Annotated in this window: 18 protein-coding genes; 14 read left to right on the forward strand and 4 right to left on the reverse strand. The window is 64.1% G+C overall.

All coding sequences use genetic code 11. The features are described 5' to 3' along the window. A partial coding sequence (locus G8767_RS14770; RefSeq protein WP_166810575.1) for an Hsp70 family protein occupies window positions 1-1,494 on the reverse strand: 1,494 nt, incomplete at its 3' end. A gap of 334 nt (window positions 1,495-1,828) precedes the next feature. On the opposite strand from G8767_RS14770, the gene G8767_RS14775 reads away from it, so the two are divergent. The 5 genes from G8767_RS14775 to G8767_RS14795 all read left to right on the forward strand — a co-directional run bounded on the left by G8767_RS14775 (window position 1,829) and on the right by G8767_RS14795 (window position 9,967). Beyond that, window positions 1,829-4,138, forward strand: a complete 2,310-nt coding sequence (locus tag G8767_RS14775; RefSeq protein WP_166810576.1) for an IniB N-terminal domain-containing protein — start codon at window positions 1,829-1,831, stop codon at window positions 4,136-4,138. A gap of 123 nt (window positions 4,139-4,261) precedes the next feature. Continuing rightward, the gene (locus tag G8767_RS14780) at window positions 4,262-6,130 is read left to right on the forward strand and encodes a dynamin family protein (protein ID WP_095972480.1); all 1,869 of its coding nucleotides are present in this window, start codon (window positions 4,262-4,264) and stop codon (window positions 6,128-6,130) included. Next, the gene (locus tag G8767_RS14785; protein WP_206029390.1) at window positions 6,127-7,611 is read left to right on the forward strand and encodes a dynamin family protein; all 1,485 of its coding nucleotides are present in this window, start codon (window positions 6,127-6,129) and stop codon (window positions 7,609-7,611) included. Before G8767_RS14780 ends, G8767_RS14785 begins: the two co-directional genes overlap by 4 nt. Before the next feature lie 104 nt (window positions 7,612-7,715). Continuing rightward, window positions 7,716-9,299: an MFS transporter gene (locus G8767_RS14790; protein WP_166810577.1), complete on the forward strand. Its 1,584-nt coding sequence runs from the start codon at window positions 7,716-7,718 to the stop codon at window positions 9,297-9,299. 23 nt (window positions 9,300-9,322) lie between these two features. Further along, complete coding sequence (locus tag G8767_RS14795) at window positions 9,323-9,967, forward strand: NAD(P)H-dependent oxidoreductase (RefSeq protein WP_124567338.1); 645 nt, start codon at window positions 9,323-9,325, stop codon at window positions 9,965-9,967. A 5-nt stretch (window positions 9,968-9,972) separates the two neighbouring features. Here G8767_RS14795 and G8767_RS14800 read toward each other — a convergent pair whose 3' ends face one another. Together G8767_RS14800 and G8767_RS14805 are read right to left on the reverse strand one after the other, a co-directional pair. Further along, window positions 9,973-10,977, reverse strand: a complete 1,005-nt coding sequence (locus G8767_RS14800; protein ID WP_166810578.1) for a TIGR03617 family F420-dependent LLM class oxidoreductase — start codon at window positions 10,975-10,977, stop codon at window positions 9,973-9,975. Beyond that, complete coding sequence (locus G8767_RS14805) at window positions 10,974-11,549, reverse strand: hypothetical protein (RefSeq protein WP_240952327.1); 576 nt, start codon at window positions 11,547-11,549, stop codon at window positions 10,974-10,976. The genes G8767_RS14800 and G8767_RS14805 overlap by 4 nt, the downstream gene beginning before the upstream one ends. 262 nt (window positions 11,550-11,811) lie before the next feature. Between G8767_RS14805 and dnaK the strand changes: the two genes are divergently transcribed. The 9 genes from dnaK to G8767_RS14850 all read left to right on the forward strand — a co-directional run bounded on the left by dnaK (window position 11,812) and on the right by G8767_RS14850 (window position 22,140). Continuing rightward, window positions 11,812-13,665, forward strand: a complete 1,854-nt coding sequence (dnaK, locus tag G8767_RS14810) for a molecular chaperone DnaK (protein WP_003944365.1) — start codon at window positions 11,812-11,814, stop codon at window positions 13,663-13,665. Beyond that, entirely contained in the window at window positions 13,662-14,258 is a 597-nt protein-coding gene (gene grpE / locus G8767_RS14815) for a nucleotide exchange factor GrpE (RefSeq protein ID WP_095972475.1), read from the forward strand. Before dnaK ends, grpE begins: the two co-directional genes overlap by 4 nt. A 22-nt stretch (window positions 14,259-14,280) precedes the next feature. Next, the gene (gene dnaJ, locus G8767_RS14820; protein WP_095972474.1) at window positions 14,281-15,453 is read left to right on the forward strand and encodes a molecular chaperone DnaJ; all 1,173 of its coding nucleotides are present in this window, start codon (window positions 14,281-14,283) and stop codon (window positions 15,451-15,453) included. After that, window positions 15,453-15,860 (forward strand): helix-turn-helix domain-containing protein, encoded by a 408-nt coding sequence (locus G8767_RS14825; protein ID WP_020906601.1) that lies wholly within the window; start codon window positions 15,453-15,455, stop codon window positions 15,858-15,860. The genes dnaJ and G8767_RS14825 overlap by 1 nt, the downstream gene beginning before the upstream one ends. A 332-nt stretch (window positions 15,861-16,192) precedes the next feature. Continuing rightward, entirely contained in the window at window positions 16,193-17,407 is a 1,215-nt protein-coding gene (locus G8767_RS14830) for an ABC transporter substrate-binding protein (RefSeq protein ID WP_095972473.1), read from the forward strand. Then, a complete protein-coding gene (locus tag G8767_RS14835; RefSeq protein ID WP_166810579.1) occupies window positions 17,404-18,261 on the forward strand; it encodes a branched-chain amino acid ABC transporter permease in 858 nt (285 codons plus the stop codon). Before G8767_RS14830 ends, G8767_RS14835 begins: the two co-directional genes overlap by 4 nt. Window position 18,262: 1 nt before the next feature. Beyond that, window positions 18,263-20,113 (forward strand): branched-chain amino acid ABC transporter ATP-binding protein/permease, encoded by a 1,851-nt coding sequence (locus tag G8767_RS14840; RefSeq protein WP_166810580.1) that lies wholly within the window; start codon window positions 18,263-18,265, stop codon window positions 20,111-20,113. After that, window positions 20,113-20,832: an ABC transporter ATP-binding protein gene (locus tag G8767_RS14845; RefSeq protein ID WP_050656301.1), complete on the forward strand. Its 720-nt coding sequence runs from the start codon at window positions 20,113-20,115 to the stop codon at window positions 20,830-20,832. Before G8767_RS14840 ends, G8767_RS14845 begins: the two co-directional genes overlap by 1 nt. A 132-nt stretch (window positions 20,833-20,964) precedes the next feature. Continuing rightward, window positions 20,965-22,140, forward strand: a complete 1,176-nt coding sequence (locus G8767_RS14850; protein WP_124567335.1) for an NADH:flavin oxidoreductase — start codon at window positions 20,965-20,967, stop codon at window positions 22,138-22,140. A gap of 91 nt (window positions 22,141-22,231) precedes the next feature. Here G8767_RS14850 and G8767_RS14855 read toward each other — a convergent pair whose 3' ends face one another. Then, window positions 22,232-22,693: a hypothetical protein gene (locus tag G8767_RS14855; RefSeq protein WP_095972469.1), complete on the reverse strand. Its 462-nt coding sequence runs from the start codon at window positions 22,691-22,693 to the stop codon at window positions 22,232-22,234. Window positions 22,694-22,718 lie beyond the last annotated feature (25 nt).

Below are 22,718 nucleotides of genomic sequence, written 5' to 3' on the forward strand. Positions count from 1 at the left end.
GGCGCCGGGTGCGGCAGGTGCAGGCGCCGACTGGGCGGTCTCGCCCGGTGCGGGCGCGGATCCAGCCGGTGCGCCGGCAACCGGCACTGCCCCTGGCGCCGTCGTCGAACCCGCTGCGGCAGAGGGAGATCCGGGCTGATTGTTCTGAGTACCGTTGTTCGCAGTCGTGGATCCGGTGCCTGCTGCTTCGGCTGCCGTGGTGCTGCCGGGAGTAGAGCCCGGTGTGGTCGAAGCGGTGGACGAGGTGGAATCGTTGGTGGTGTTCGCCGAACTGGACGGAATGTTGATCTTGTCCATGGCTGTTCCGATTCCGAGTCCGCCTGCGGCGAGCACGATGAATGCTCCCACCACTGCAGCAACGACACCCACTCTCGACGAGCGTCGAGTCGCCGTGTTCTCTTCTTCGGTCGGCTCGGCAATCAACGGCGTGGAGAAGGTGGGAACCGGTGCGGGCTTGCGCGACGGCTCGACGGGAATCACTGCAGTGGCGGCGGCCGGCACGTGCGAGTCTCTGGCGTCGAGTGCGAGGGCCGCGGCGCCGGACGCCGCGCACGACGCTGGATCGGCGTCGGCGATCACCGGGACACGAAGCTCCGCAGACAACAGTTCGGCGACTAGGGGAATGGACGAGCTTCCTCCGGCCAGAACAACCTGATTTACGTCACTGGACTCGACGCCGGCAGATCGCAGGCTTTCACGCACCAAAGCCACCGATTCGGTGAGGGCGGGCCGGATCAGATCCTCGAGCTCGGAACGGACGAGTCGGATGTCGCTCAGGGCGCCGGGAAGCGCCACTCGGGCAACGGTTTCCGTCTCGGTGGAAAGCTCCTCCTTGGCTGCGCGGGCATTCTCGCGCAGAGTTTCCAGCGCGGCAATCGTCTCGGGAGCAAACGGATCAAGGGTTGCGAAGTGGTCGGAAACCGCATCGAGCAGGTGCACGGTGACGAGGTGATCGAATTCGTCGCCGCCGATGTCCTCGCTGCGCAGTGGCTTTCCGAAGATTTCGCTCCGTCCGCCGGTCGTGGACATCATCGTGACGTCGAGCGAGCGAGCGCCGAGGTCGTAGACGACGGTCAGACCGTCGTTGACAGCGGTTCCGGAAGCGGCAAGCCACGCCATGACGGCCGCAGGTTCGGCGACGAGAGTAGCCCCGTGCACCCCGGCATCGTCCAGCGCGGACTCCATGGTGCGTGTTGTGTGGCGGTTCCACGCCACCGGGTGAGCCAGGACAACGGTTGTCGCTTCATCGCCGTCCGCCTGGCCCACGAGCGCGCCTACCGCTGTTGCCGCGAGAGCCTCGCCACGGTACTCGGTACCGTCGGCGGCAAGTATCGGAATGGGGTCGCCGACGCGCTCGACAAATCCGGTGACGACGGATCCGTCGTCCAATTGCAGTGCACTGGGTAAGCGGACCTGTTGCGTTTCACCGGTCGAGCCGTCGGTGACAGCTACGAGAGTGGCCGAACCGATGCTGATGCCGAGCCCTGCCGCCATGAACGAACTCCCCTGGTCGTGGGCGACAGAAGGACTGTCGCGGTTGTCTGCGATGTCGGTTTCAGGACCAAGATCGTTACCGGATCGGAGGCGTCGCGAAGAAGTAGGGGGCCGATCCCCTAATCGGGGCAAATCCCCTAATCCGACCGGGCGTAGCCCATAGGGGACTTCCCCGTCCGCCCCTGCAGATGAGGGGGGTGCACCCCGTTGGCCCCCACCGCAAAAGTTCTTAGCGTTGATTCCACTCGCTACCTCTGGCAGCGCACCAGTTTCCGGATCACCGGCAACAACCCACCGGCAACAACCCGGTCAACGAACTTCAGGAGAACCCGCCATGGCAACGAACGCCGTACTCGAATTCATCCTCGGGCTACTTCGTGACGACGAGGCAGCTGCCAACTACTGCGCCAACCCGACTGCGGCCCTCAATGCTGCCGGTCTGTGCGATGTCAGCCCCGCCGACATCGTCGCGGTCGCTCCGCTGGTCGCCGAGTCCGGCCTCTTTGCCGGTGGCGGCGCCGACCTGTCCGCGATCGTCAACGCCGGCGCGTCCGCTGCCGGTGCAATCGGCGGCGGACTCGGAATCGGCGGCGGCCTCACCGGTGGTCTCGGTGGCGGTCTGGGCGGCAGCCTGGGTCTCGGCGCCGGCGCGGGCCTCGGAGTCGGAGGAGCCCTCGGCGGCCAGTTCGACCTGGTCGGCGACTTCGCAGCAGCCCTCAGTGCTGCGCTTGCCATCGGCGGCGAGATCAGTGCCGACCTCGGTGCAGCCTTCGGCGCTGTCATCGAAGCCGGTCTCGGTCTGGGCGGTGCACTCGATCTCGAGGGAGCTCTCGATCTGGGCGCACAGCTCAGCGCGGCTCTGAGCGGTGCCCTCGGGGTGACCGGCGGCCTGACCGCGGAACTGGGAGCAGCCCTCGACGCCGCGATCGGCGCGGTCGGCGGACTCGACCTGACGGCAGGGCTCAACGGAGCTCTCGCACCCGTCTTCGCCATCGGTGGCGATCTCGGAGCCGATCTCGGACTGGCTCTCGGTGGACTCCTCGGCGGCGCAGCAGACCTCAGTGGTCTTCTCGACATCGGCGGCGAACTGGGGGCGAGCCTGACCGGCGCTCTGGAATCCGCCCTTGCCTTCGGCGGCGGCCTGGATCTGGCCGGCGCTCTGACGGGCGACCTCAGCACGGCATTGTCCGGCGCGCTCTCCGGTGTCCTGGGAGCCGGCGGCACGATCGGCGCCGATCTGGGTGCATCGCTCGGCGGCGTCCTCGGAGCGATCACGGATGTCGGCGTCCTCACCGATATCGCAGGCGGCCTCGACCTCGGTGCTGCCCTGAGCGGCGCACTCGGCGGCGCACTCGGCGTCGGTGGCGGATTGGAAACTGCACTCGGCGGCGCACTCGACGCAGCACTGGGCCTCGGCGGAGGACTCGACCTTGACGCCGTACTCGGCGGCGGCGCGGACCTCGGCGCTCAGCTCAGCGCAGCACTCTCCGGTGCCCTCGGCGCCGGCGGAACGGTCGGAGCCGACCTGGGCGGCGCACTGGGCGGATTGCTCGGGGGAGCACTCGACATCGAAGGCGGTCTCGGAGCAGACCTCGCAGCGGCTCTGGGCGGCGGCGCGAATCTGTCGACGGCTCTCGAAGGCGTCCTCGGTTCGGCGCTCGGCGTCGATGCCGGGCTCGCAGGTGGACTCGGCGGCGCCCTCGACGCGGCGCTGGGCGCAGGTGGACTTACCGGAATCGACCTCGGTGGTGCACTCGGCCTGGGCGGCGAAGCAGGCTTGGCCGCCGGTGTGGCTGCGGCTCTCGACACCGCTCTCGCAGGTGCAGGTGGCTTGGGTGCTGTCGGTTCCGTGGGCACGGACCTCACCGGCGCGCTGGACGGTGCGCTGGGCGCCGGCCTCGGGCTGGGGGGCTCACTCGACAGCGTTCTCGGTGCCGAAGGTGCACTCGGTGGAGCGCTGGACACGGCACTGAACCTCGGCGGAATCGACACCGGTTCGATCGGCGCCGACCTGCCTTCCGTCGACCTCGGCGCAGTGAACCTTGGCCCGATCTCCGCTGAACTGCCTTCCGTCGACCTCGGAGGTATCGCGGCGGACGGACTGAACCTCGGTGCTGTGACCGGCGATCTCGGAGCGACGGTGGGCGGTGCTCTGGACGCAACAGCAGGGCTCGACGCAACCGCAGGTCTCGACGCAGCCACGAACGCGGCAGCCGGTTTGGGAGGGTCGCTCGGCGGAGCATTGAGCGGGTCGCTCGGCGGAGCACTGAACGGCGTCACCGATCTCGGTGGATCGCTCGGCGGGGCTGTCGGAGCAGCTACCGACGTGACGGGTTCGATCGGTGCCGACGCAGCCGCGGCTGCTGGTGGCACCGTCGACGGTGGCGGTACCGTTGGCGGCGGCGGCGTCGCTGACCTGGGTGGATCACTCGGTGGAGCAGTCAGCGGAGTGTCCGACCTGACGAGTTCGTTGACCGGTGCGCTGAACCCGTGGTCGTCGATCGATGCGACCGATGCTTTCGGTTCGGGCTCCGATTCGGGACTGAGCGCCGATACCGGGCACTCGCTCTTCGCCGAGGATTCGGTTGCAGCGCCGGTCGATCACATCGACCCGGTTGCGGTTGTCGATCACCTGCATCCCTGATCTGCTGACGCAGGAACTGAAATCGGTCAAAATGACCTGATGTAACAAATCCGGCCCTGCGCGCGCTATGCGTTCGCAGGGCCGGATATTCGAGTCGGGAAGAATTGCGGGTCAACGAAGCTCATGAGTGATTCAGCGAGTCAGGTAAGCAGTCGGAAGGCGCGCGTCGCGTCGTCGACGGCGTCGTTGCTCGAACGAACAGCAGTCGTGGCGAAGGATTTCGGGCGAACGGATCTGGTGCGCCGACTCGAGAATGCGCAGGTCAGAGTCAATGATCCGCGTATTCGTATCGTGGTGGTCGGACCCCTCAAGCAGGGCAAGAGCCAGTTCGTCAATTCTCTGCTCGGCATCGACGTGTGCTCGGTCGGTGACGACGAGACCACTGCCGTGGCGACGGTCGTTCAGCACGCGGAGACCGCGGTCGCCGAACTGATTCTCGCCGATCCGGGTGCGGCGCCCATTCGGGTGCCCCTCCCGCTCGAAGAACTGATGGGGATCACCCCGGCCACGCCTCGCGCCGAAGGGCGTGAAGTTCTGCGTGTGGAAGTGGGTGTTCCCAGTCCTCTGTTGGCCGACGGTTTGGTTCTGATCGACACCCCCGGTGTCGGTGGTCATGGAAATCCTCATGCTGCAGGAACATTGGGATTGATCACTGCGGCTGATGCAGTGTTGGTTCTGTCGGACTCCAGCCAGGAGTTCACCGAACCGGAGCTGGGATTCATCCGCCAGGTCGTCAATCTGTGTCCTGCGGTAGCCGGGTTGATCAGCAAGACCGATCTGTACCCGCACTGGCGGCAGATCCTCGACGCCGATCGCGGACATCTCCAGCGAGCCGGGTTGGACTTGCCGGTCATTCCGATCTCCTCGGTACTGCGGTCGCACGCTCTGAGGCTGGGGGACAAGGAACTCGAAGCGGAATCCGGATTTTTGGACCTCTATCAGTTCTTGCGGGACAACGTCGTTGCGCGTGCCGAGTCGAACACTCGACGCGCCGTTGCGATGGACGTCCGTTCCGCGGCAGCGCATCTGACGTTGGAGATGGGCAGTGAGCTTGCGGCGTTGAAGGATCCGTCGACAGCTCAGGCAGCGGTTGCCGGCCTGCAGCGTGCTCGGGCAGCGGCCGAGGAACTGCACAAGAAGACCTCACTCTGGCAACAGAGCCTCGGCGACGGCATCGCAGACCTCGCCGCCGACATCGATCACGACCTCCGGGACCGGTTGCGCCGGGTCACCCGCCAGGCCGAGGAGACTGTCGACGAAGGCGATCCCGGTAAGGACTGGGACGTAGTAGGGGAGTGGCTCGAACAGGAGATTGCCACCGCCATCGGAGACAACTTCGTGTGGGCTCACGATCGAGCTCAATGGTTGGCAGAGGTTGTGGCGCAGCACTTTGCAGAGACCGGCGACGTCGCGCTCCCGCATCTCGACGTTGCCGACACCGACGGTTTCCTGGAACCGGTTGGCGCGTTGTCGGACCTCGAATCCGGCCGAATCGGGATCACTCAGAAGGTCCTGGTCGGCATGCGCGGCTCGTACGGCGGCGTCCTGATGTTCGGCTTGATCACCACGATGATGGGCATGGCACTGGTCAACCCGATCTCGATCGGAGCCGGGGTTCTGCTGGGTACCAAGGCTTATCGCGAAGACAAGCAAGCGCAGGTGCTCAAGCGTCGGGCCGAGGCGAAAGCGGCTATCCGACGGTTTGCCGACGACGTCAGCTTCCAGGTGGGCAAGGAGTCGAAGGATCGCCTCCGCCTGGTGCAGCGGCTTCTGCGGGATCATTTCACCGACATCGCCGAGCAGGCGCTGCGCTCGATCAACGAATCCCTCCGCGCCACGCAGGAAGCCGCGCAGTTGGAGTCGAGTGAACATGCAGCTCGTATCAAGCGTCTGGAGACCGACATGCGCGTCGTCGCAGAGCTTGATGCCGTTGCCGCAACGCTGATCGGCGAAACTCCCGCTCCTGCTTCGGCAAAGGTGACCAACGCATGAATGCCGCGACTGCGCTGACCGCCGTGGAGTCGGCACACGCACTGATCGACCACGCCAGACGGGTCTACGCGGACCAACCGCAGACGCGAGCCCAGTTGGAAGAATGTGCGGCCAGGCTCGACGAGCCACTCCGAGTGGCGCTCGCCGGCTCCCTCAAGGCGGGTAAGTCGACGCTGCTCAATTCGCTTGTCGGACAGGATATAGCGCCGACCGACGCGACGGAGTGCACGCGCGTCGTCACCTGGTATCGGAACGGGACAACGCCGCAGGTGACCGCGACGGCCGAGAACGGTGCCGAGTTCAACGTGCCGGTTACGCGCCGCGACGGCAGGCTCACGTTCGATCTGGGGGAGTACACCGCAGACTCGGTGGACCGCATCGACGTCGACTGGCCGTCTTCGGCATTGGCTCGCACGACGATCATCGACACCCCTGGTACCTCGTCGCTCTCGACCGAGGTTTCGGCCAGAACGTGGGACATGCTTGTTCCCGACGGCGGGGCACCGGGCGCGGATGCAGTGGTCTATCTGCTGCGCGCCCTGAACGCCAGCGACATGCAGTTCCTCGGGAAGATCGCTGATCATGTCGGCGGAGAATCCGGCCCGCTCGGAGTGATCGGTGTTCTCTCGCGCGCTGACGAGGTCGGCGCAGGCAGACTCGACGCGTTGTCCTCGGCGAAGGACGTCGCGGCACGATTTGCCGAGGAGTTGGAGCGAACCGGCCTGTGCCAGTCGGTGGTTCCGGTGGCAGGTTTGCTCGCCCTCGCTGCTCGGACGATGCGGCAGAGTGAGTTCGCGGCCTTCTCGGCGCTCGCGCAGGTTCCGGCCGAGGATCTGAGCCTGGCCTTGCTTTCCGCGGATCGTTTTGCCAGGCAGGACAGTCCGCTCCCGGTCGAGGCGGCCATGCGGGCGCAGTTGGCCGATCGGTTCGGGCTCTTCGGAATTCGTCTCGCCGTGACGTCGATCAAGCTGGGCGCCACTGATTCCCCGTCCCTGGCCGCGGAATTGTTGGAGCGAAGCGGATTGGACGAACTGCGTCAGGTGATCGACGTTCAATTCGGGCAGCGCGCGGATCAACTGAAATCGCACACAGCTCTGGTGACGTTGGGCAGGATCCTCGAAGCCGATCCGAGTGAGGAAGGCGATCAGATCGCGGCAGAGGCACAACGGTTGCTCGCCGACGTTCACGGTTTCCACGAACTTCGACTGCTCGGGCGACTTCGTTCGGTACACACGGATCTGCCACCCGACGACCTGGCACAACTGCAAAGACTGATCGGTGGCTACGGAATCCGGGCCAGTGACCGTCTGGGCTGCGAACCGGAAGAATCGCCGGAGGTGCAGCGTGCGCGGGCTACGGCGGCTGTCCGGCGATGGCGCGAGTTGTCCAGGCATCCGCTCTTCGACAGGTTTACCTCGCGCGCGTGCCTGGTTGCTGCCCGCAGCGCCGAGGGCGTCTTGGCTGAAATTGTGCCCGAATAGGGACCCGTTCACTGTGCGAGCGCTTGGAGAGGGTTCTATCTTGAGTTCGGGATGATCCGGGCATAACTCCCAGGTCCGGGTCCCACCTCGATGGGAGCACGCGCATGGCGAGTGACATCAAGTCCGCTTCACCGGATCGAGCCACCCTCGTCCTGGGGACGCTCATCCTGGTCGCTGCGGTCGCGAACCTCAACCTCTCGGTCGCGAATGTCGCGCTGCCGGACATCGGGCGGGCCTTCGACGCCAGCCAGACGCAACTGAACCTGATCGCGGTCGGGTACTCGCTCGGCCTGGCCGGAACGGTGCTCTACCTGGGGGCCTTGGGAGACCGATACGGCCGCAAGATGTTGCTGGTCACCGGTATGGCGCTGTCCATTCCGGCGTCGATCGTGGCGGGATTCGCCGGGAACTTCGAAGTGCTGTTCCTCGCTCGGATAGTCGGGGGCGTGTCGGCAGGTCTGGCATTCCCGACGACGCTGGCGATCATCACGGCGCTGTGGGCCGGGCCGGCACGAACCAAGGCGATTGCCATGTGGTCGGCAATCGGTGGCGCGATTTCAGCACTCGGTCCGATCGTCTCGGGGGCGCTGCTCGAGCAGTTTCACTGGGGTTCGGTCTTCTTCGTCACCCTTCCGTTGGCTCTCGTGGCCCTGATCTGTTCGCTGGTGTTGGTGCCCGCTCACGTCAACGAGACGACCGAGCGGGTCGATCACCTCGGCGGCACAGTGTCGATCGTCTTCATCGGGGCGCTGGTGTTGTCCATCAACTTCGCGCCGGTGAAGGGTTCGGGCACGTTGGCTCTCGTGCTCGGGGCGATAGCGGTCGTCGCGGGTATCGGGTTCTTCCTGCAACAGCGACGTGCGGTCAATCCGTTGTTCGATCTTCACGTAGCCGCGCGCCCGACCTTCTGGGTCGCGGCGGTGGGCGGTTTGGTCGTGTTCGGTTCGCTCATGGGTGCGATGTTCATCGGCCAGCAGTTCCTGCAGAACGTCCTCGGCTACTCGACGCTGGCAGCCGGTGCGGCCATCATTCCGGCTGCGCTGGCGATGGTGATCGTTGCGCCGCGCTCGGCGACCATGATCGAAAGGTACGGCGCCCGCGTCACGCTGCTCTCCGGCTACTTGTTCGTCGTTCTGGGGTTGTTCGTCGCGCTGTTCCTGTGGAACGAAAGCACCCAGTACTGGCAGGTCGCGCTGGCCTACGCACTGGTCGGCATCGGCGTCGGCCTGGCCGGCACACCGGCATCTCGTTCTCTCACAGGATCCGTTCCCGTGCATCGCGCGGGTATGGCGTCGGGAACGTCGGACCTGCAACGCGACCTGGGCGGGGCCATCATGCAGTCGATTCTCGGCGGAATACTCACGGCCGGGTACGCAAAATCGTTGGGTAATGCGATCTCGTCATCACCGAACGCATCGGAGGTGACTCCCGAAACTCAGGCCGCGCTCACCAAATCTTTCTCCAGCGCCGAAGTTCTGGCGGAACGCTACCCGCAATACGCGGACCAAATCATGACCGCCGCCAAAAACGCCTTCCTGGACGGGGATACAAACGCCTACATCGCGGCGATCATCATCGTGTGCGCCGGGGCCGCGGTGGTGACGTTCTTCTATCCGCATCGCGAGCGCGAACGTGTTCTGCTGGCGCAGTACGCGGCAGAATCCGATCTCGCCGCGGAGAAGAGTTGAGCGCGCTCTGGTAGTGATGAGGGATGCCACAGCTACTTCACATCGATTCGTCTGCCGAACTCCACAACTCGACCTCGCGTGATCTGACTGCCCTGTTCGCTCAGCAGTGGTCGAAGAACAGCCCGGATCACACGACGGTGACGGTGGACCTGCATCGGGATCCGTTGCCGCACCTCGCGGATGCGGCCCTGCACTACGCACCACGCTTGCGAGTCGATGGGGAGATTCCGGATCCCGCCGCGGAAGCACTGCAGGCTCGGATCATCGAGCAACTCATCGCTGCGGACGCAGTCGTGATCGGTGCACCGATGTACAACTGGTCGATCCCGTCCACGTTGAAGGCATGGATCGATTACGTACACGTCCTGGGGACGACGGTGCCTTTCGACACGCGCACTCAGCCGCTGGCCGGTAAGCCGGTGGTGATCGTGTCCAGCCGTGGGAACACCTATGGGCCGGGTTCGGGGAACGAGGCCAACGATCACACCGTCCCGCCACTCGTGCAGGTGCTCGGGGTGTCGATGGGAATGGATGTCTCCGTCATCACCGCGGAACTGACGTTGGCGCACCGTATTCCGGCGATGGCACCTCTGATCGAGCAGGGTGACGAAAGCCTGCGCGCTGCCCGGGAATCGCTCGTCGAGTTGGCACGCACTCTGCGAGCCTGAGCAGTTCAGGCGAGAGACGAGATCAGCGACGCCACGTCGGCCGGTTCTGCGTCGTAACCGGGGAAGTAGCAGCACACCTCGTCGGCATGCTCGCCGAACCGCCGCCGAATCTCGGCCGCACACTCTTCGGGGGTGCCGACGACGGCGAGTGTGGTCAGCATCGGATCGGTGATCAGTGACGCCATGTCGGCGTAGCCGCCTCGCTTGGACAGGGCATTGAGTTCCGGTTGGACCTCGCCCCACCCTTCGACGTCGAGCACCGGACGGTATGCGGGCGTCGAACCGTAGAACGAGAGTAGGGCTCGGACGCCTCGTGCAGCCGCGGCGAGTTGTTCGTCGCCGCGGCCGACGCCGACGATGACCTGCGGGATGATCGTGAATTCTTCTCGGGTGCGGCCGGATTCACGAAGACCGGCATCGACGGCCGGAAGTGTTCGTTCGAGGAAATGGCGGTGCGTGTGGAACGGCATGACCAGTAGTCCGTCGGCCACCTCCGCCGCCGTTCGGGTCATCACCGGCCCGAGTGCCCCCATCAGGATGGGCGGCGGCCCATAGGGATTGGGGCCGGGATCGAACGTCGGTGGCATCAGTGTGTGGGTGTAGAACTCGCCGCGGAAGTTCAGCGTCGAAGTGTTCTCCCATGCCGTGAAGATCGCCTTGACCGCGGCGACCGTCTCCTTCATGCGGGCCGCTGGACGCGACCACGTTGCGCTGTAGCGTTTTTCGATGTGCGGTTTGATCTGCGATCCGAGACCCAGGCGAAAGTGCCCGCGACTGAGCAACTGCAGGTCGTTGGCCGAATGCGCCAGATGCATGGGACTGCGGGGGAACGCGATGGCGACGTTGGTCATCAGGTCGAGGTCGACGGCCGATGCCGCTTCGACGAGTGGGAAGAACACGTCGTGTGGTCCCTCGAAGGTGAACAGGCCGCCGGCGCCGGTCTCCGCGAGTTCACGGCTGCGAGCAGCGCCCGCGCCCGGCGCGGAGTCGAGTTGTACGTGAACCTTCATCGGCGTACTCGCAACCAGGTGCTGACACCGGGAGTGAACGGAGCGATCGCCGCCACTGCGACAAGGACGCAGTAGAGAATCGGACCCCATCTCAGAACTCCAGCGCCGATATCCGCAGCGCCGTCGACCAGAGACATGAAGCCGAGTCCGGCCGCGATGCTCACGACTCCCACGATCGCCGTCATCGCCCGCCCGGCGTTCTTGCGGGCACGGAGGAGTTGAAGGCTCATGAGTGCGAGCAGGACCAGGACGAGACCGCCGCCGCCGCTGCCCACCAGGACGACCGTCACGGCATCGGAGATGTCGGTGGACGAGTATCCGGGATTGTCGCGCGCAGTCGATTCCTCGAGGGCTGACCGGACGTCGTCGAGGCTGGTGACTACCACTCCGGCGATACCGGCCAGGACGACGAACGAGCCTTTCCAGGCAGAGGTGGACAAGGTCACGGCCTTGGGCATCTCGTCGTTCGCTGCAGGTCGGAGCGGCCGAACCGAGACGTCGGGTCGCTCGGGTGCGGGGCGCGCCGGCGCCGGTCGAGCAGGTCGAACGGGAGGATTGTCGGGATCGGTCACCGGCCGATCGTAGCCATTCGTACAGATCTGGAAGTGATGTGGCGCACTTTTTCGGCTTTTCGGGGAAGGCGGGAACAAATCTACGTGGGCTGTAGTTGACCATTTCGACAAGCTTGAGCGCCCTCGGCTCAACTTCGAGTTGACTCCCGGCTACGGTCGGAGGCAAACTTGAGCGGAGGACGCTCACCAAGCGAAAAACTCGCGGTCATGTTCGAGATCAACCACTCGGGCAGAGAACCGCAGAACGAAAGGTAGGAACACTATGGCTCGTGCAGTCGGTATCGATCTCGGTACGACCAACTCGGTAGTTGCAGTGCTGGAGGGCGGCGAGCCCGTAGTGGTCGCCAACGCCGAAGGCTCACGTACCACCCCCTCGGTGGTCGCATTTGCCAAGAACGGCGAGGTTCTCGTCGGTCAGCCCGCGAAGAACCAGGCAGTCACGAACGTCGACCGCACCCTCCGCTCCGTCAAGCGCCACATCGGCACTGACTGGAACGTGGAAATCGACGGCAAGAAGTACACGCCGCAGGAAATCAGCGCCCGCACGCTCATGAAGCTCAAGCGTGACGCGGAGGCTTACCTCGGCGAAGACATCACCGACGCCGTCATCACCGTCCCCGCGTACTTCGAGGACGCACAGCGTCAGGCAACCAAGGAAGCCGGCCAGATCGCCGGCCTCAACGTCCTTCGTATCGTCAACGAGCCCACCGCGGCTGCACTGGCATACGGACTGGACAAGGGTGACACCGAGCAGACCATTCTGGTCTTCGACCTCGGTGGCGGCACCTTCGACGTCTCCTTGCTCGAAATCGGCGACGGCGTCGTCGAGGTTCGCGCAACCTCCGGTGACAACCACCTCGGTGGCGACGACTGGGACGAGCGCGTCGTCGCTTGGCTGGTCGACAAGTTCAAGGCTCAGAACGGCATCGATCTGACCAAGGACAAGATGGCGCTGCAGCGTCTGCGTGAGGCTGCGGAGAAGGCGAAGATCGAGCTCTCCAGCTCGCAGAGCACCTCCATCAACCTCCCGTACATCACGGTCGACGCGGACAAGAACCCGCTCTTCCTGGACGAGCAGCTCACCCGCAGCGAGTTCCAGAAGATCACCTCGGACCTGCTCGATCGCACTCGTGCGCCGTTCCAGGCAGTGATCAAGGACAGCGGAATCGCCGTCAAGGACATCGACCATGTCGTGCTCGTCGGTGGCTCCACCCGTATGCCGGCCGTCTCCGATCTGGTTCGTGAACTGACCGGTGGCCGTGAGCCCAACAAGGGCGTCAACCCGGACGAGGTCGTCGCAGTCGGCGCCGCACTCCAGGCCGGCGTGCTCAAGGGTGAGGTCAAGGACGTTCTGCTCCTCGACGTCACGCCGCTTTCCCTCGGTATCGAAACCAAGGGTGGCGTGATGACCAAGCTCATCGAGCGCAACACCACGATCCCCACGAAGCGTTCCGAAACCTTCACCACCGCTGACGACAATCAGCCTTCGGTGCAGATCCAGGTCTTCCAGGGTGAGCGCGAAATCGCTTCGCACAACAAGCTGCTCGGTTCCTTCGAGCTCACCGATCTGCCGCCCGCCCCGCGTGGCGTTCCGCAGATCGAGGTCACCTTCGACATCGACGCCAACGGCATCGTGCACGTGACGGCGAAGGACAAGGGCACCGGCAAGGAAAACACGATCAAGATCCAGGACGGCTCCGGTCTGTCCAAGGAAGAGATCGAGCGCATGGTCAAGGACGCCGAGGCTCACGCCGAGGAAGACAAGGCCCGTCGCGAAGAGGCAGAGGTTCGCAACCAGGCCGAGTCGCTGGTCCACCAGACGGAGAAGTTCGTCAAGGAGCAGCGTGAAGGTGAGAACGCGGGCAAGGTCTCCGAGGAGATCCTGACCAAGGTCGAGGCAGCGGTCAAGGACGTCAACGACGCCCTGGCAGGCACCGACATCGCTGCAGTGAAGACCGCAGTGGAGAAGCTGGGCACCGAGTCGCAGGCTCTGGGCCAGGCCATCTACGAGGCTTCCGCTGCAAACGAGGCCGGAAACACCGACGGCGCAGGCAATGACGACGACGTCGTCGACGCCGAGGTTGTCGACGAGCCCACCGACTCGGACAAGAAGTGACCTCGGACAACCCCGAGAACAACCCGGTCGACCCCGAGACCGGTGCACAGGGAGAGGCGGCGGGGGAATCCCTGCCGCCGCTCGACTCGGAAGACACAGGGGTAGTTCAGGAAGCAGAGTCGATCGTGGAGGAAGCATCCGCCACCGATCAGCTCGCCGAACGAACTGCGGATCTGCAGCGACTTCAGGCGGAGTTCACCAACTACCGTCGTCGCGTCGAGCGTGACAAGCAGGTCATCAAGGAAACCGCGCGGGCTTCGGTCATCACCGAGCTCATCGGAATCCTCGACGACCTGGATCGCGCTCGGGCACACGGTGACCTCGAATCGGGTCCACTGCGTGCACTCGCGGACAAGCTCAACACGACCCTGACGGGTCTGGGTTTGACCGACTTCGGTAACGAGGGTGACGATTTCGATCCCGCACTCCACGAAGCGGTGCAGCATGAAGGCGAAGGCCACGACCCCGTACTCGGGACGGTCATGCGCAAGGGTTACAAGCTCGGCGACCGGGTCCTTCGGACCGCGATGGTGGCCGTGACGGACCGGGTAGGCGACAAGCCTGCAGACGGTTCAGAACAAGAAGCGAAGTAAGAGTGAGAGGAGGAGACGCCCAGTGAGTCAACGGGAGTGGATCGAGAAGGACTTCTACAAGGAGCTGGGCGTCTCGTCCACCGCGACGGCCGACGAAATCAAGAAGGCGTATCGCAAGCTGGCTCGGGATCTTCATCCCGACGCCAACCCTGACGATGCGAAGGCCGAAGAGCGTTTCAAGTCCGTCAGTGAAGCTCATGCCGTTCTGTCCGATCCGGACAAGCGCAAGGAGTACGACGAGGCCAGGCGCCTCTTTGCCAGCGGAGGCTTCGGCCCCCGCGCCCAAGGCGGCGGCGGATTCAACCCCGGCGCCGGCGGTTTCGACATCAACGATCTGTTCGGCGGCGGTGCCGGCGCGCAGGACTCGGGTCTCGGCGACATCTTCGGCGGATTGTTCAACCGCGGGGGAGCGGGCCAGCGCACAGCCGCACCCAACCGCCCGCGTCGAGGCAAGGATCTCGAGACCGAGACGACGCTCGCCTTCCGTGAAGCAGCGCTCGGTGTCACCGTCCCACTTCGTCTGACAAGTCCGACGTCGTGCACCACGTGCCACGGCAGCGGCGCGAAGCCAGGCACCAGCCCGCGAGTGTGCCCGCATTGCAACGGAACCGGCGTTGTCAGCCGGAACCAGGGCGCCTTCGGATTCAGTGAGCCGTGCGACGATTGCCGGGGAACCGGCTCGATCATCGACTCGCCGTGCGAGGACTGCCACGGTAGCGGCGTCACCAACCGGACACGGACCATCACGGTTCGCGTGCCCGCCGGCGTGAGTGACGGTCAGAAGATCAGGCTCAAGGGCAAGGGCGAAGCGGGCCTCCGCGGAGCACCGGCCGGTGACCTGTTCGTCAACATCCGCGTCAAGCCCGACAGCGTCTTCGGCCGCAACGGTGACGACCTGACTCTGACGGTTCCGGTGAGCTACGGCGAACTGGTGCTCGGCACGACACTGTCCGTGCCGACCCTGGAGGGCCGTGTCGGAGTGAAGGTTCCGGCCGGGACGGTGGACGGACGCATTCTGCGAGTTCGCGGACGCGGTATCCCCAAGCGTCCCGATGGTGCCGGTGATCTCCTGGTCACCGTCAAGGTATCCGTCCCGCAGAAGTTGGACGACCCGGCGATCGAAGCGCTGAAGACCTATCTCGAAGCCGAGAAGGCGAGCGGGTTCGATCCACGGGCCGGGTGGGCCGGTGCATGATGACCGAACGACCGCAGAATCAATGGGATGCGACGGTCGATCCTGATGCCCAGATCTTCGTGATCTCGGTGGCAGCCGAGTTGGCCGGAATGCATGCGCAGACCTTGCGCAACTACGATCGACTCGGTTTGGTCACCCCTCACCGAACCACTGGTGGAGGACGACGCTACTCCCCGCGTGATGTTGCGCTTCTTCGTGAGGTGCAACGGCTTTCGCAGGACGAGGGCGTCAACCTTGCCGGAATCAAACGGATCATCGAACTGACCAACCAGGTCGAGGCTTTGCAGCATCGCGTCCGCGAATTGGCCGAGGAAATCGCGAAAGTCCATGCGGGCTACCGCCGGGACCTCGTTCCGATTCCGCGCAACAACGCGTTGGTGGTCTGGAAACCCCGCAACCAGCGGTAGTCGGACCTAGTCACAAACGGCTCCACGCCCTGTCGGATTCATTTCATCGAATCCCGCAGGGCGTGGGGCCGTTTTGGCGTTTCCACCCAGCGGGAATCGGTCTGTCGAGGCGACCTGAATGTGCATAGCGTCCGCTTCCATGAATCCTCTTTTACGCGTTTGACGTTATCCAGATCACATTCTATGCTCCAACCCAAGCAACTGCTTGCTAGATCATCAAGCGGGTGCTTGGTCGGCTGGTGCTCCAAATCAGGCGCGTCCACCGGTCGACCCTTCTTTCGTCAGGTATTCGCCTGACGTTCGGTGCATACATGTGTTCTAGGAGTGCAGACATGAATCGTCGGCCCATTCTTGTTGCGGCAGTAGCCGTGACGGCTCTGGCTCTCGCGGGGTGTAGTGGTTCTTCGGAGTCCGAAGGTGGCGCGGATTCGCCGTACCGAGTGCTGTTGACCGGCGGGATCAGTGCACAGGGCGTTCTCGCGGCGAACTCGCAGACCTCGCTGCTGGCCACCAAGGCCGGCGTTCAGGTCCAGAACGAGGCCGGGGGAATCGGTGGCCGTCAGATCGAGCTCACCACTGTCGACGACGCGGGTGATGCAACCATCGCCGTCACCAAGCTGCGCGAAGCCATCAACTCGGGGAACAAGCCTGACCTCTATCTCAACTCGGGTCCTTCGTCGATTGCGGCTGCGGTTCTCCCGATCCTCAAGCAGAACAACATCCTCTCGCTGAGCATGGCGCCTTCTCCCGATTCGACGGACCCCTCGAAGTTCCCGCTGAACTTCGACCTGGCTCCGGGTGCGACCGACACCGCTCGCGGCATCTCCGAGTATGCAAAGACCAAGGGCTACAGCAGCGTCGGAGTCCTGCACGGCAGTACCGCCTACGGTGAACTCTTCGGCGAGGAGATGACCAGTGCGCTCGAGAAGGTCGGCTTGAAGGCTGCGGGCAACGAGGAGTACGACGCCGCCGCGCTGGACATGACGGCTCAGTTGCAGTCGCTGAAGAATGCCGGTGCAACGGCAATCGCGTTGGACGCGTACGGCGCCCCGCTCGGATACGTGTTGCAGAGCCTGGAGCGACTCGGCTGGGACGTGCCGTTGATCGGCAACACGTCGGTCTCGGCTACCAACCTGATCGCCAACGATCCGCCCGCCGGTGTGCTCGGCACCCCACAGGTGAAGAACCTCGTGACGCAGGTGTTCACCAGCACGGTGTTCGATCCGAACAACGCGCTCGTCACCACGATGGTGGACACGATGGCGTCGCTGGGCTCGATCCCGTCGACGCTGATCCTCGCGGACAACTACGACGCATTCCCCCTCGTCGCGGCGGCAGCGGAGAAGGTCGGCAGTTCGACCGATCCGAAGAAGCTCGCCGAAGCACTGGAAACCGCAGAGGTCCAGGAGAATGCCAAGACCGCATTCCTCTCGCGCTACAACTTCAGCTCCGACAACCACGGCCCGAACCCGGATACCAGTGAGCTGAAGTTCATCAGCCCGACGAAGATCCTCAACGGTCAGTTCGGAAACCCGGCTGCGTCATGACCATTCTGTGGTCCGGATTGGCGCTCGGCGCGGTCTACGTGCTGGTTGCCATCGGGTACAACATCGTTTTCGTTTCGTCCAACACTTTCAACTTCGCTCAAGCTCAGCTGATGATGGTGGGCACCTTCGTCGCCTACACGGGTCTGGTAACCCTGAAACTCCCCGTTCTCGTGGTGGCCGTCATGGCAACCGTGACCGTGATGCTCCTCGCCTCGGTCGAGGAGATCGTCGCGATCAGACCGGTGGCCGATCACCAGAACCAGTTGGTTACCACGCTTGGTGTTGCCACTCTGCTCAATGGTGCAACTCAATTGATTTGGGGTAGTGAACCTCTCACGGTTCCGTTCTTCGGATCGAACGAACCGATCACCCTACTCGGCGGCCGCACCTACCCGGTCGAGATCGCTCTGCTTGTTGCGGCGATCGCACTGGTCATCGGGTTGAGTTACGTCTCCAAGAAAACCATGACGGGTCTGGCTCTGATCGGTATCTCCGAGGATCGTGAAGCGGCGATGCTGCGCGGAGTCAACGTCCGACGTTTGGCGCTGGGTGCGTTTGCCTTCTCGGGTGCATTTGCCGGTGTCCTCGGACTGCTGGTCGGCCCCAAGACGTTTGCAGTTGCGACATTGGGGGCCGCGCTCGCCCTCAAGGGATTCGTGGCGTTGGCGATCGGCGGGTTCGGCTCTCTGCCAGGCGCTTTGATCGGCGGACTGACCGTCGGCCTGGTGGAATCGTTCACCGCTCTGTGGGCGGGAAGTCAGTACAGCAATATCGCCGTCTTCACGGTGCTGATCGTCATCTTGATGGTCAAACCTGCCGGCTTGTTCGGCAACGTCCGAGAACGGGTGGTGTGAGATGGTAAGCGCGTGGCGGACTTTCCGTTCCCTTCCGAGCTGGATCATCCCGCTGGTCCTGGCGGTAGTGATCTTGCTGCTCCCGGTCCTCGGGCTGGATCTGTCGACATCACGGCAGATTCAATTGGCCTGCATCCTGGCACTGGTGGTCAGTGGCCTGAACCTGAGCCTCGGCTTCGCCGGTGAACTGGCGCTCGGCCAGGCCGCGATGTACGCGGCCGGTGCTTACACCGCGGGTCTGATGTCCCAGGCCGGTCACACCGACATTCTGCTCCAGCTCGCTGCCTCCGGAGCTGTGGCGCTGGCGGTCGGTATCTTGACCGGTGTTCCCGGTCTGCGCCTGGGCAACTGGTCCCTGGCGATGACGTCGTTCTTCCTGGTCCTGCTGGTACCGGACGTACTGGCGATCTTCGGCGGTAAGACCGGCGGCCGAAACGGCCTCACCGGTATGGAACCGCCGACGCTCTTCGGTTCCGAACTCGATACTCAGCAGTACTACATGGTGGTCGTCGTCGTGACCGTCCTCTGGTTCGCGGTGATGCGCAACCTCGTGGTCTCACGCCACGGCATCGCGTTCCGCACGCTCAAGCAGTCGCCGGTTCTGGCGTCGTCGCAGGGTGTGTCGGTGTTCCGGATGAAGCTGCTCGGCTATGCGATCGGTGCGTTCCCGGCGGGTCTGGCGGGTGCGCTGTTCGCCAACACCGACCTGTTCATCTCGCCGGAGGCCTTCGGGTTCACCTTTGCCACAGCAGTTCTGGCGGCGTCGATCCTGGGCGGGGCGGCAAGTGTGTACGGCGCCGTTGTCGGTGCCGCGATCATGCAGCTCGGCCCCAACCAGTCGACGGCGTTCCAGGAGTACTCGCTGATCTTCTACGGCGGCTTCCTGATCATCGGCGGCGTGCTGCTCTCCGGTGGTTTGACCAAGGTCGGACGAGCGATCGTCTCGAGACTCGATCGCAAGGCCGGCATGGGCGTAGTCACTGCAAAGGAAAACGGCGGTGGGACACCGGAACTTGCGGCGATCAACGGTGCTCGGTTGGTGGTCGACGGAGTGTCCAAGGCATTCGGTGGTAACCAGGCACTCAATGCGGCAACGTTGACGGCCGAGGCCGGTAAGGTCACCGCGTTGATCGGACCCAACGGTTCAGGCAAGACGACCATGCTCAACATGATCTGCGGGTTCTACACCGCCGATGCGGGTGTGATCACGATCGGTGACACGGTGGTCTCGCAGTCGTCGCCGCACAAGGTGGCCCGTGTGGGTGTGGCGCGGACATTCCAGACTCCGACGATTCCGGAGAACATCACGGTTCTGGAAGCTGTTGCATCCGGACGCTATTCGGTGCACCGCGCGTCGATGGCGTCGGCCGTGCTTCGTCTGCCCAGCTTCCGCAGGATCGCAAAGGCCGACATCGTCGAGGCCGAGCGTGTCCTCGAACTCGTGGGGATGTCGCACCTACGCAACGAGATCGCGACGTCGCTGCCCCTGGGGATGCGACGCATGCTCGAGGTTGCTCGCGCCGTCATCGCCGAGCCGAGGGTCGTCCTCTTCGACGAGGTGGCATCCGGACTCGACGAGGACGAACTCGAACGCCTGGCAGACCTGATCCGGGTGCTGCGTGATGCCGGGGCCACAGTGGTGTTGGTGGAGCACAACTTCCGCCTCGTCCTCTCGTTGGCCGACGAGATCGTGGTACTGGCTCAGGGACAGGTGATCGCTACCGGTGACGCCGCGACGATCGAACATCACCCACGCGTGTTGAGCGAGTATCTCGGAGTGAAGTCCGGCGATGAGGAAGCGCTTCTCGAAGAAATCGGCGCGGTGGACCATCAGACCAGTGAGGTGAAGTGATGGAACCGATTCTGAAGGTCCGCAACCTGCAGACCGGGTACGGCGATCTGCGCGTCGTCTGGGACGTCTCGTTCGACGTCTATCCCGGTCAGGTGACAGCCCTCCTCGGACGCAACGGAGCCGGCAAGACGAGCACGCTGCGTGCCCTGTCCGGCCTCAACAAGGTGGCTTCTGGAACCGTCGAAATGGACGGCGCCGACATCACCGGAGTTCCCGCGCACAAGCGGGTGCGGCAGGGAATGGCATACGTGCAGGAGGGCAAGCGGGTCTTTCACAAGCAGACCGTCGAACAAAACCTCCTGCTCGGTGGCTATACCCGCAAGGTGAAGCGCAGCGAACTCATGGAGTCCGTCGAGTCCATGTACGAGATGTTCCCGATCCTGGGGGAGAAGCGTTCGCTTCCCGCCGGTTCCATGTCGGGCGGTCAGCAGCAGATGCTCGCGATCGGCGCAGCGCTGATGGCGCAGCCGAGGTTACTCCTTCTCGACGAACCTTCGGGCGGTCTCGCTCCCGTGATCGTCGGTGAGGTGATGGACCGCGTCCAACAACTCAAGGAAACCGGCCTGGCTGTTCTGCTGGTCGAGCAGGCAGTCGAGGCCGCGATGAGCGTCGCCGATCACGTGACGGTCCTCGACATCGGCAAGGTGGTTCTCGACGCCGACGCCAAGGACATCGACGACCTGGCAGTGCTCAAGGATGCGTACTTCGGACGAGTCTGAACGGCACTGACGACTTCAGCCCGGCCACCTCGGCCGGGCTGAAGTCGTTTCCCGCTCCGTGGCACGGGCGCTGGCCATCTCTCGGCCGTGGATTTACCGTCCTGGACACAACTCCCGCGAGAGGCAAACTTGATGACCGCTGCTCCCGACGTACTCGCCCCGGCAAAGCTCGGCCCGGTGACCCTTCGAAATCGAATCATCAAGTCCGCGACATTCGAAGGCAAAACTCCCGACGCCCTGGTCACGGATGAGCTGATCGAATTCCATCGACGCCCGGCAGCCGGTGGGGTCGGGATGTCCACCGTCGCGTACTGCGCCGTCGCACCGGAGGGACGCACCGAATACGGTCAGCTGTGGATGCGGCCCGATGCCCTCCCCGGGCTACGGCGGCTCACCGATGCCATTCACGCCGAAGGTGCTGCTGCGTCGGCGCAGCTCGGGCATGCCGGTCCCGTGGCGAACCAGAAGTCGACCGGACTGCCCGCGCTGGCACCGTCGAGTTCGTTCAATCCGTTGAGCATGAGGATGATTCGCAGCGCCACCACAGCGGACATCACCAGAATTGCGGCGGCGCACGGGAGCGCTGCGCGACTTGCCGTCGAGGCAGGATTCGACGCCGTCGAGATCCACTTCGGTCACAACTATTTCGCGAGCTCGTTCCTGAGCCCGAAACTCAACCGTCGTAAGGACTCCTACGGCGGATCGCTGGAGAACCGGGCTCGCGTCGTACTCGACACCGCGCGCAGTGTGCGCGATGCAGTCGGCGACAAGATCGCCATCCTGGCCAAGCTGAACATGGACGACGGTGTGCCAGGAGGATTCTGGGTCGACGAAGCAATCCAGGTGGCGCAGTGGCTCGAAGCATCCGGAAGCGTCGATGCGCTCGAGTTGACGATGGGTAGCTCACTGCTCAACCCGATGTACCTGTTCAAGGGCGATGCGCCGATCCGCGAGTTTGCCGCCGCGATGCCGCAACCTGTTCGACTCGGTGTGCAGTTGGTGGGTAAGAGCATGTTGCATACCTATCCGTACAAGCCGCTGTTCATGTTGGAAGAGGCTCGGCAGATCCGTGCTGCGGTGAAGCTGCCGCTCGTGCTGCTCGGCGGTGTCACGGACAAGGCTGGAATGGATACGGCAATGGCGGAGGGATTCGAGTTCGTCGCCATGGCACGGGCGCTGCTCAGAGAACCGGATCTGATCAATCGGATCGCAGCCGAATCCGATACCCATTCACTGTGCATCCACTGCAACAAGTGCATGCCCACTATCTTCAGTGGTGCCCGCTGCGTGTTGGTCGAACGCGTCTGAGCTGGTCAGCGCACACCACGTCCCGACATCCATGCGGATACCGGGTCGTGGGCCGTAGCGGATCAAGTTCGTGGGTGCTTCGACGCTTGGTTCAGTTCTGCGTGAAGACGTCGTAGGAGGCATTCATCGTGGGGTAGCCGGTGGCCATGTAGTCGGTGAGGATGACGTGCGTCGGGTCGCCGATGATGCGGGTGCCGTCGAGGGTGGGGTTGCCGGCGTAGTTGTTGGCCGCCATCACGGTCTGGACGCCGTCGGCCACGTTGTAGGTGACGTCGACACCGATGCCTCGGGGATCGCTGCTGTACGCGGTGACGATCTCGGTGGTGTGCGGGGCGAGGTAGGAGCGGGGGCCGTTGATCCACTGTCCGTAGGGGTTGGACGCGCTGTCCAGCAGCATCGGGTTGTCGGTGTTGTTGGTGATGGTCATGGCAACCGTCGGGCCGTCGGTCGGCATGGTGCCGGCGTTGGCGATCGCTGCGGTTCCCAGAGCGGTTCCGCCGAGAGCGAGGGCAATTGCGGTGACTGCTACGAAGCGAGTGGTGTTGGTACGCATGATGTCTGCTCCTGGGATGGTGTGT

The organism is Rhodococcus sp. IC4_135 (assembly GCF_011602025.1).
Lineage (GTDB): Bacteria > Actinomycetota > Actinomycetes > Mycobacteriales > Mycobacteriaceae > Rhodococcus_F > Rhodococcus_F baikonurensis.

Coding starts and splice junctions, on each gene's coding strand:
- G8767_RS14775 (WP_166810576.1), top strand. CDS start 1,829: ATGGCAACGAACGCCGTACTCGAATTCATCCTCGGGCTACTTCGTGAC.
- G8767_RS14780 (WP_095972480.1), top strand. CDS start 4,262: ATGAGTGATTCAGCGAGTCAGGTAAGCAGTCGGAAGGCGCGCGTCGCG.
- G8767_RS14785 (WP_206029390.1), top strand. CDS start 6,127: ATGAATGCCGCGACTGCGCTGACCGCCGTGGAGTCGGCACACGCACTG.
- G8767_RS14790 (WP_166810577.1), top strand. CDS start 7,716: ATGGCGAGTGACATCAAGTCCGCTTCACCGGATCGAGCCACCCTCGTC.
- G8767_RS14795 (WP_124567338.1), top strand. CDS start 9,323: ATGCCACAGCTACTTCACATCGATTCGTCTGCCGAACTCCACAACTCG.
- G8767_RS14800 (WP_166810578.1), bottom strand. CDS start 10,977: ATGAAGGTTCACGTACAACTCGACTCCGCGCCGGGCGCGGGCGCTGCT.
- dnaK (WP_003944365.1), top strand. CDS start 11,812: ATGGCTCGTGCAGTCGGTATCGATCTCGGTACGACCAACTCGGTAGTT.
- G8767_RS14825 (WP_020906601.1), top strand. CDS start 15,453: ATGACCGAACGACCGCAGAATCAATGGGATGCGACGGTCGATCCTGAT.
- G8767_RS14830 (WP_095972473.1), top strand. CDS start 16,193: ATGAATCGTCGGCCCATTCTTGTTGCGGCAGTAGCCGTGACGGCTCTG.
- G8767_RS14835 (WP_166810579.1), top strand. CDS start 17,404: ATGACCATTCTGTGGTCCGGATTGGCGCTCGGCGCGGTCTACGTGCTG.
- G8767_RS14840 (WP_166810580.1), top strand. CDS start 18,263: ATGGTAAGCGCGTGGCGGACTTTCCGTTCCCTTCCGAGCTGGATCATC.
- G8767_RS14845 (WP_050656301.1), top strand. CDS start 20,113: ATGGAACCGATTCTGAAGGTCCGCAACCTGCAGACCGGGTACGGCGAT.
- G8767_RS14850 (WP_124567335.1), top strand. CDS start 20,965: ATGACCGCTGCTCCCGACGTACTCGCCCCGGCAAAGCTCGGCCCGGTG.
- G8767_RS14855 (WP_095972469.1), bottom strand. CDS start 22,693: ATGCGTACCAACACCACTCGCTTCGTAGCAGTCACCGCAATTGCCCTC.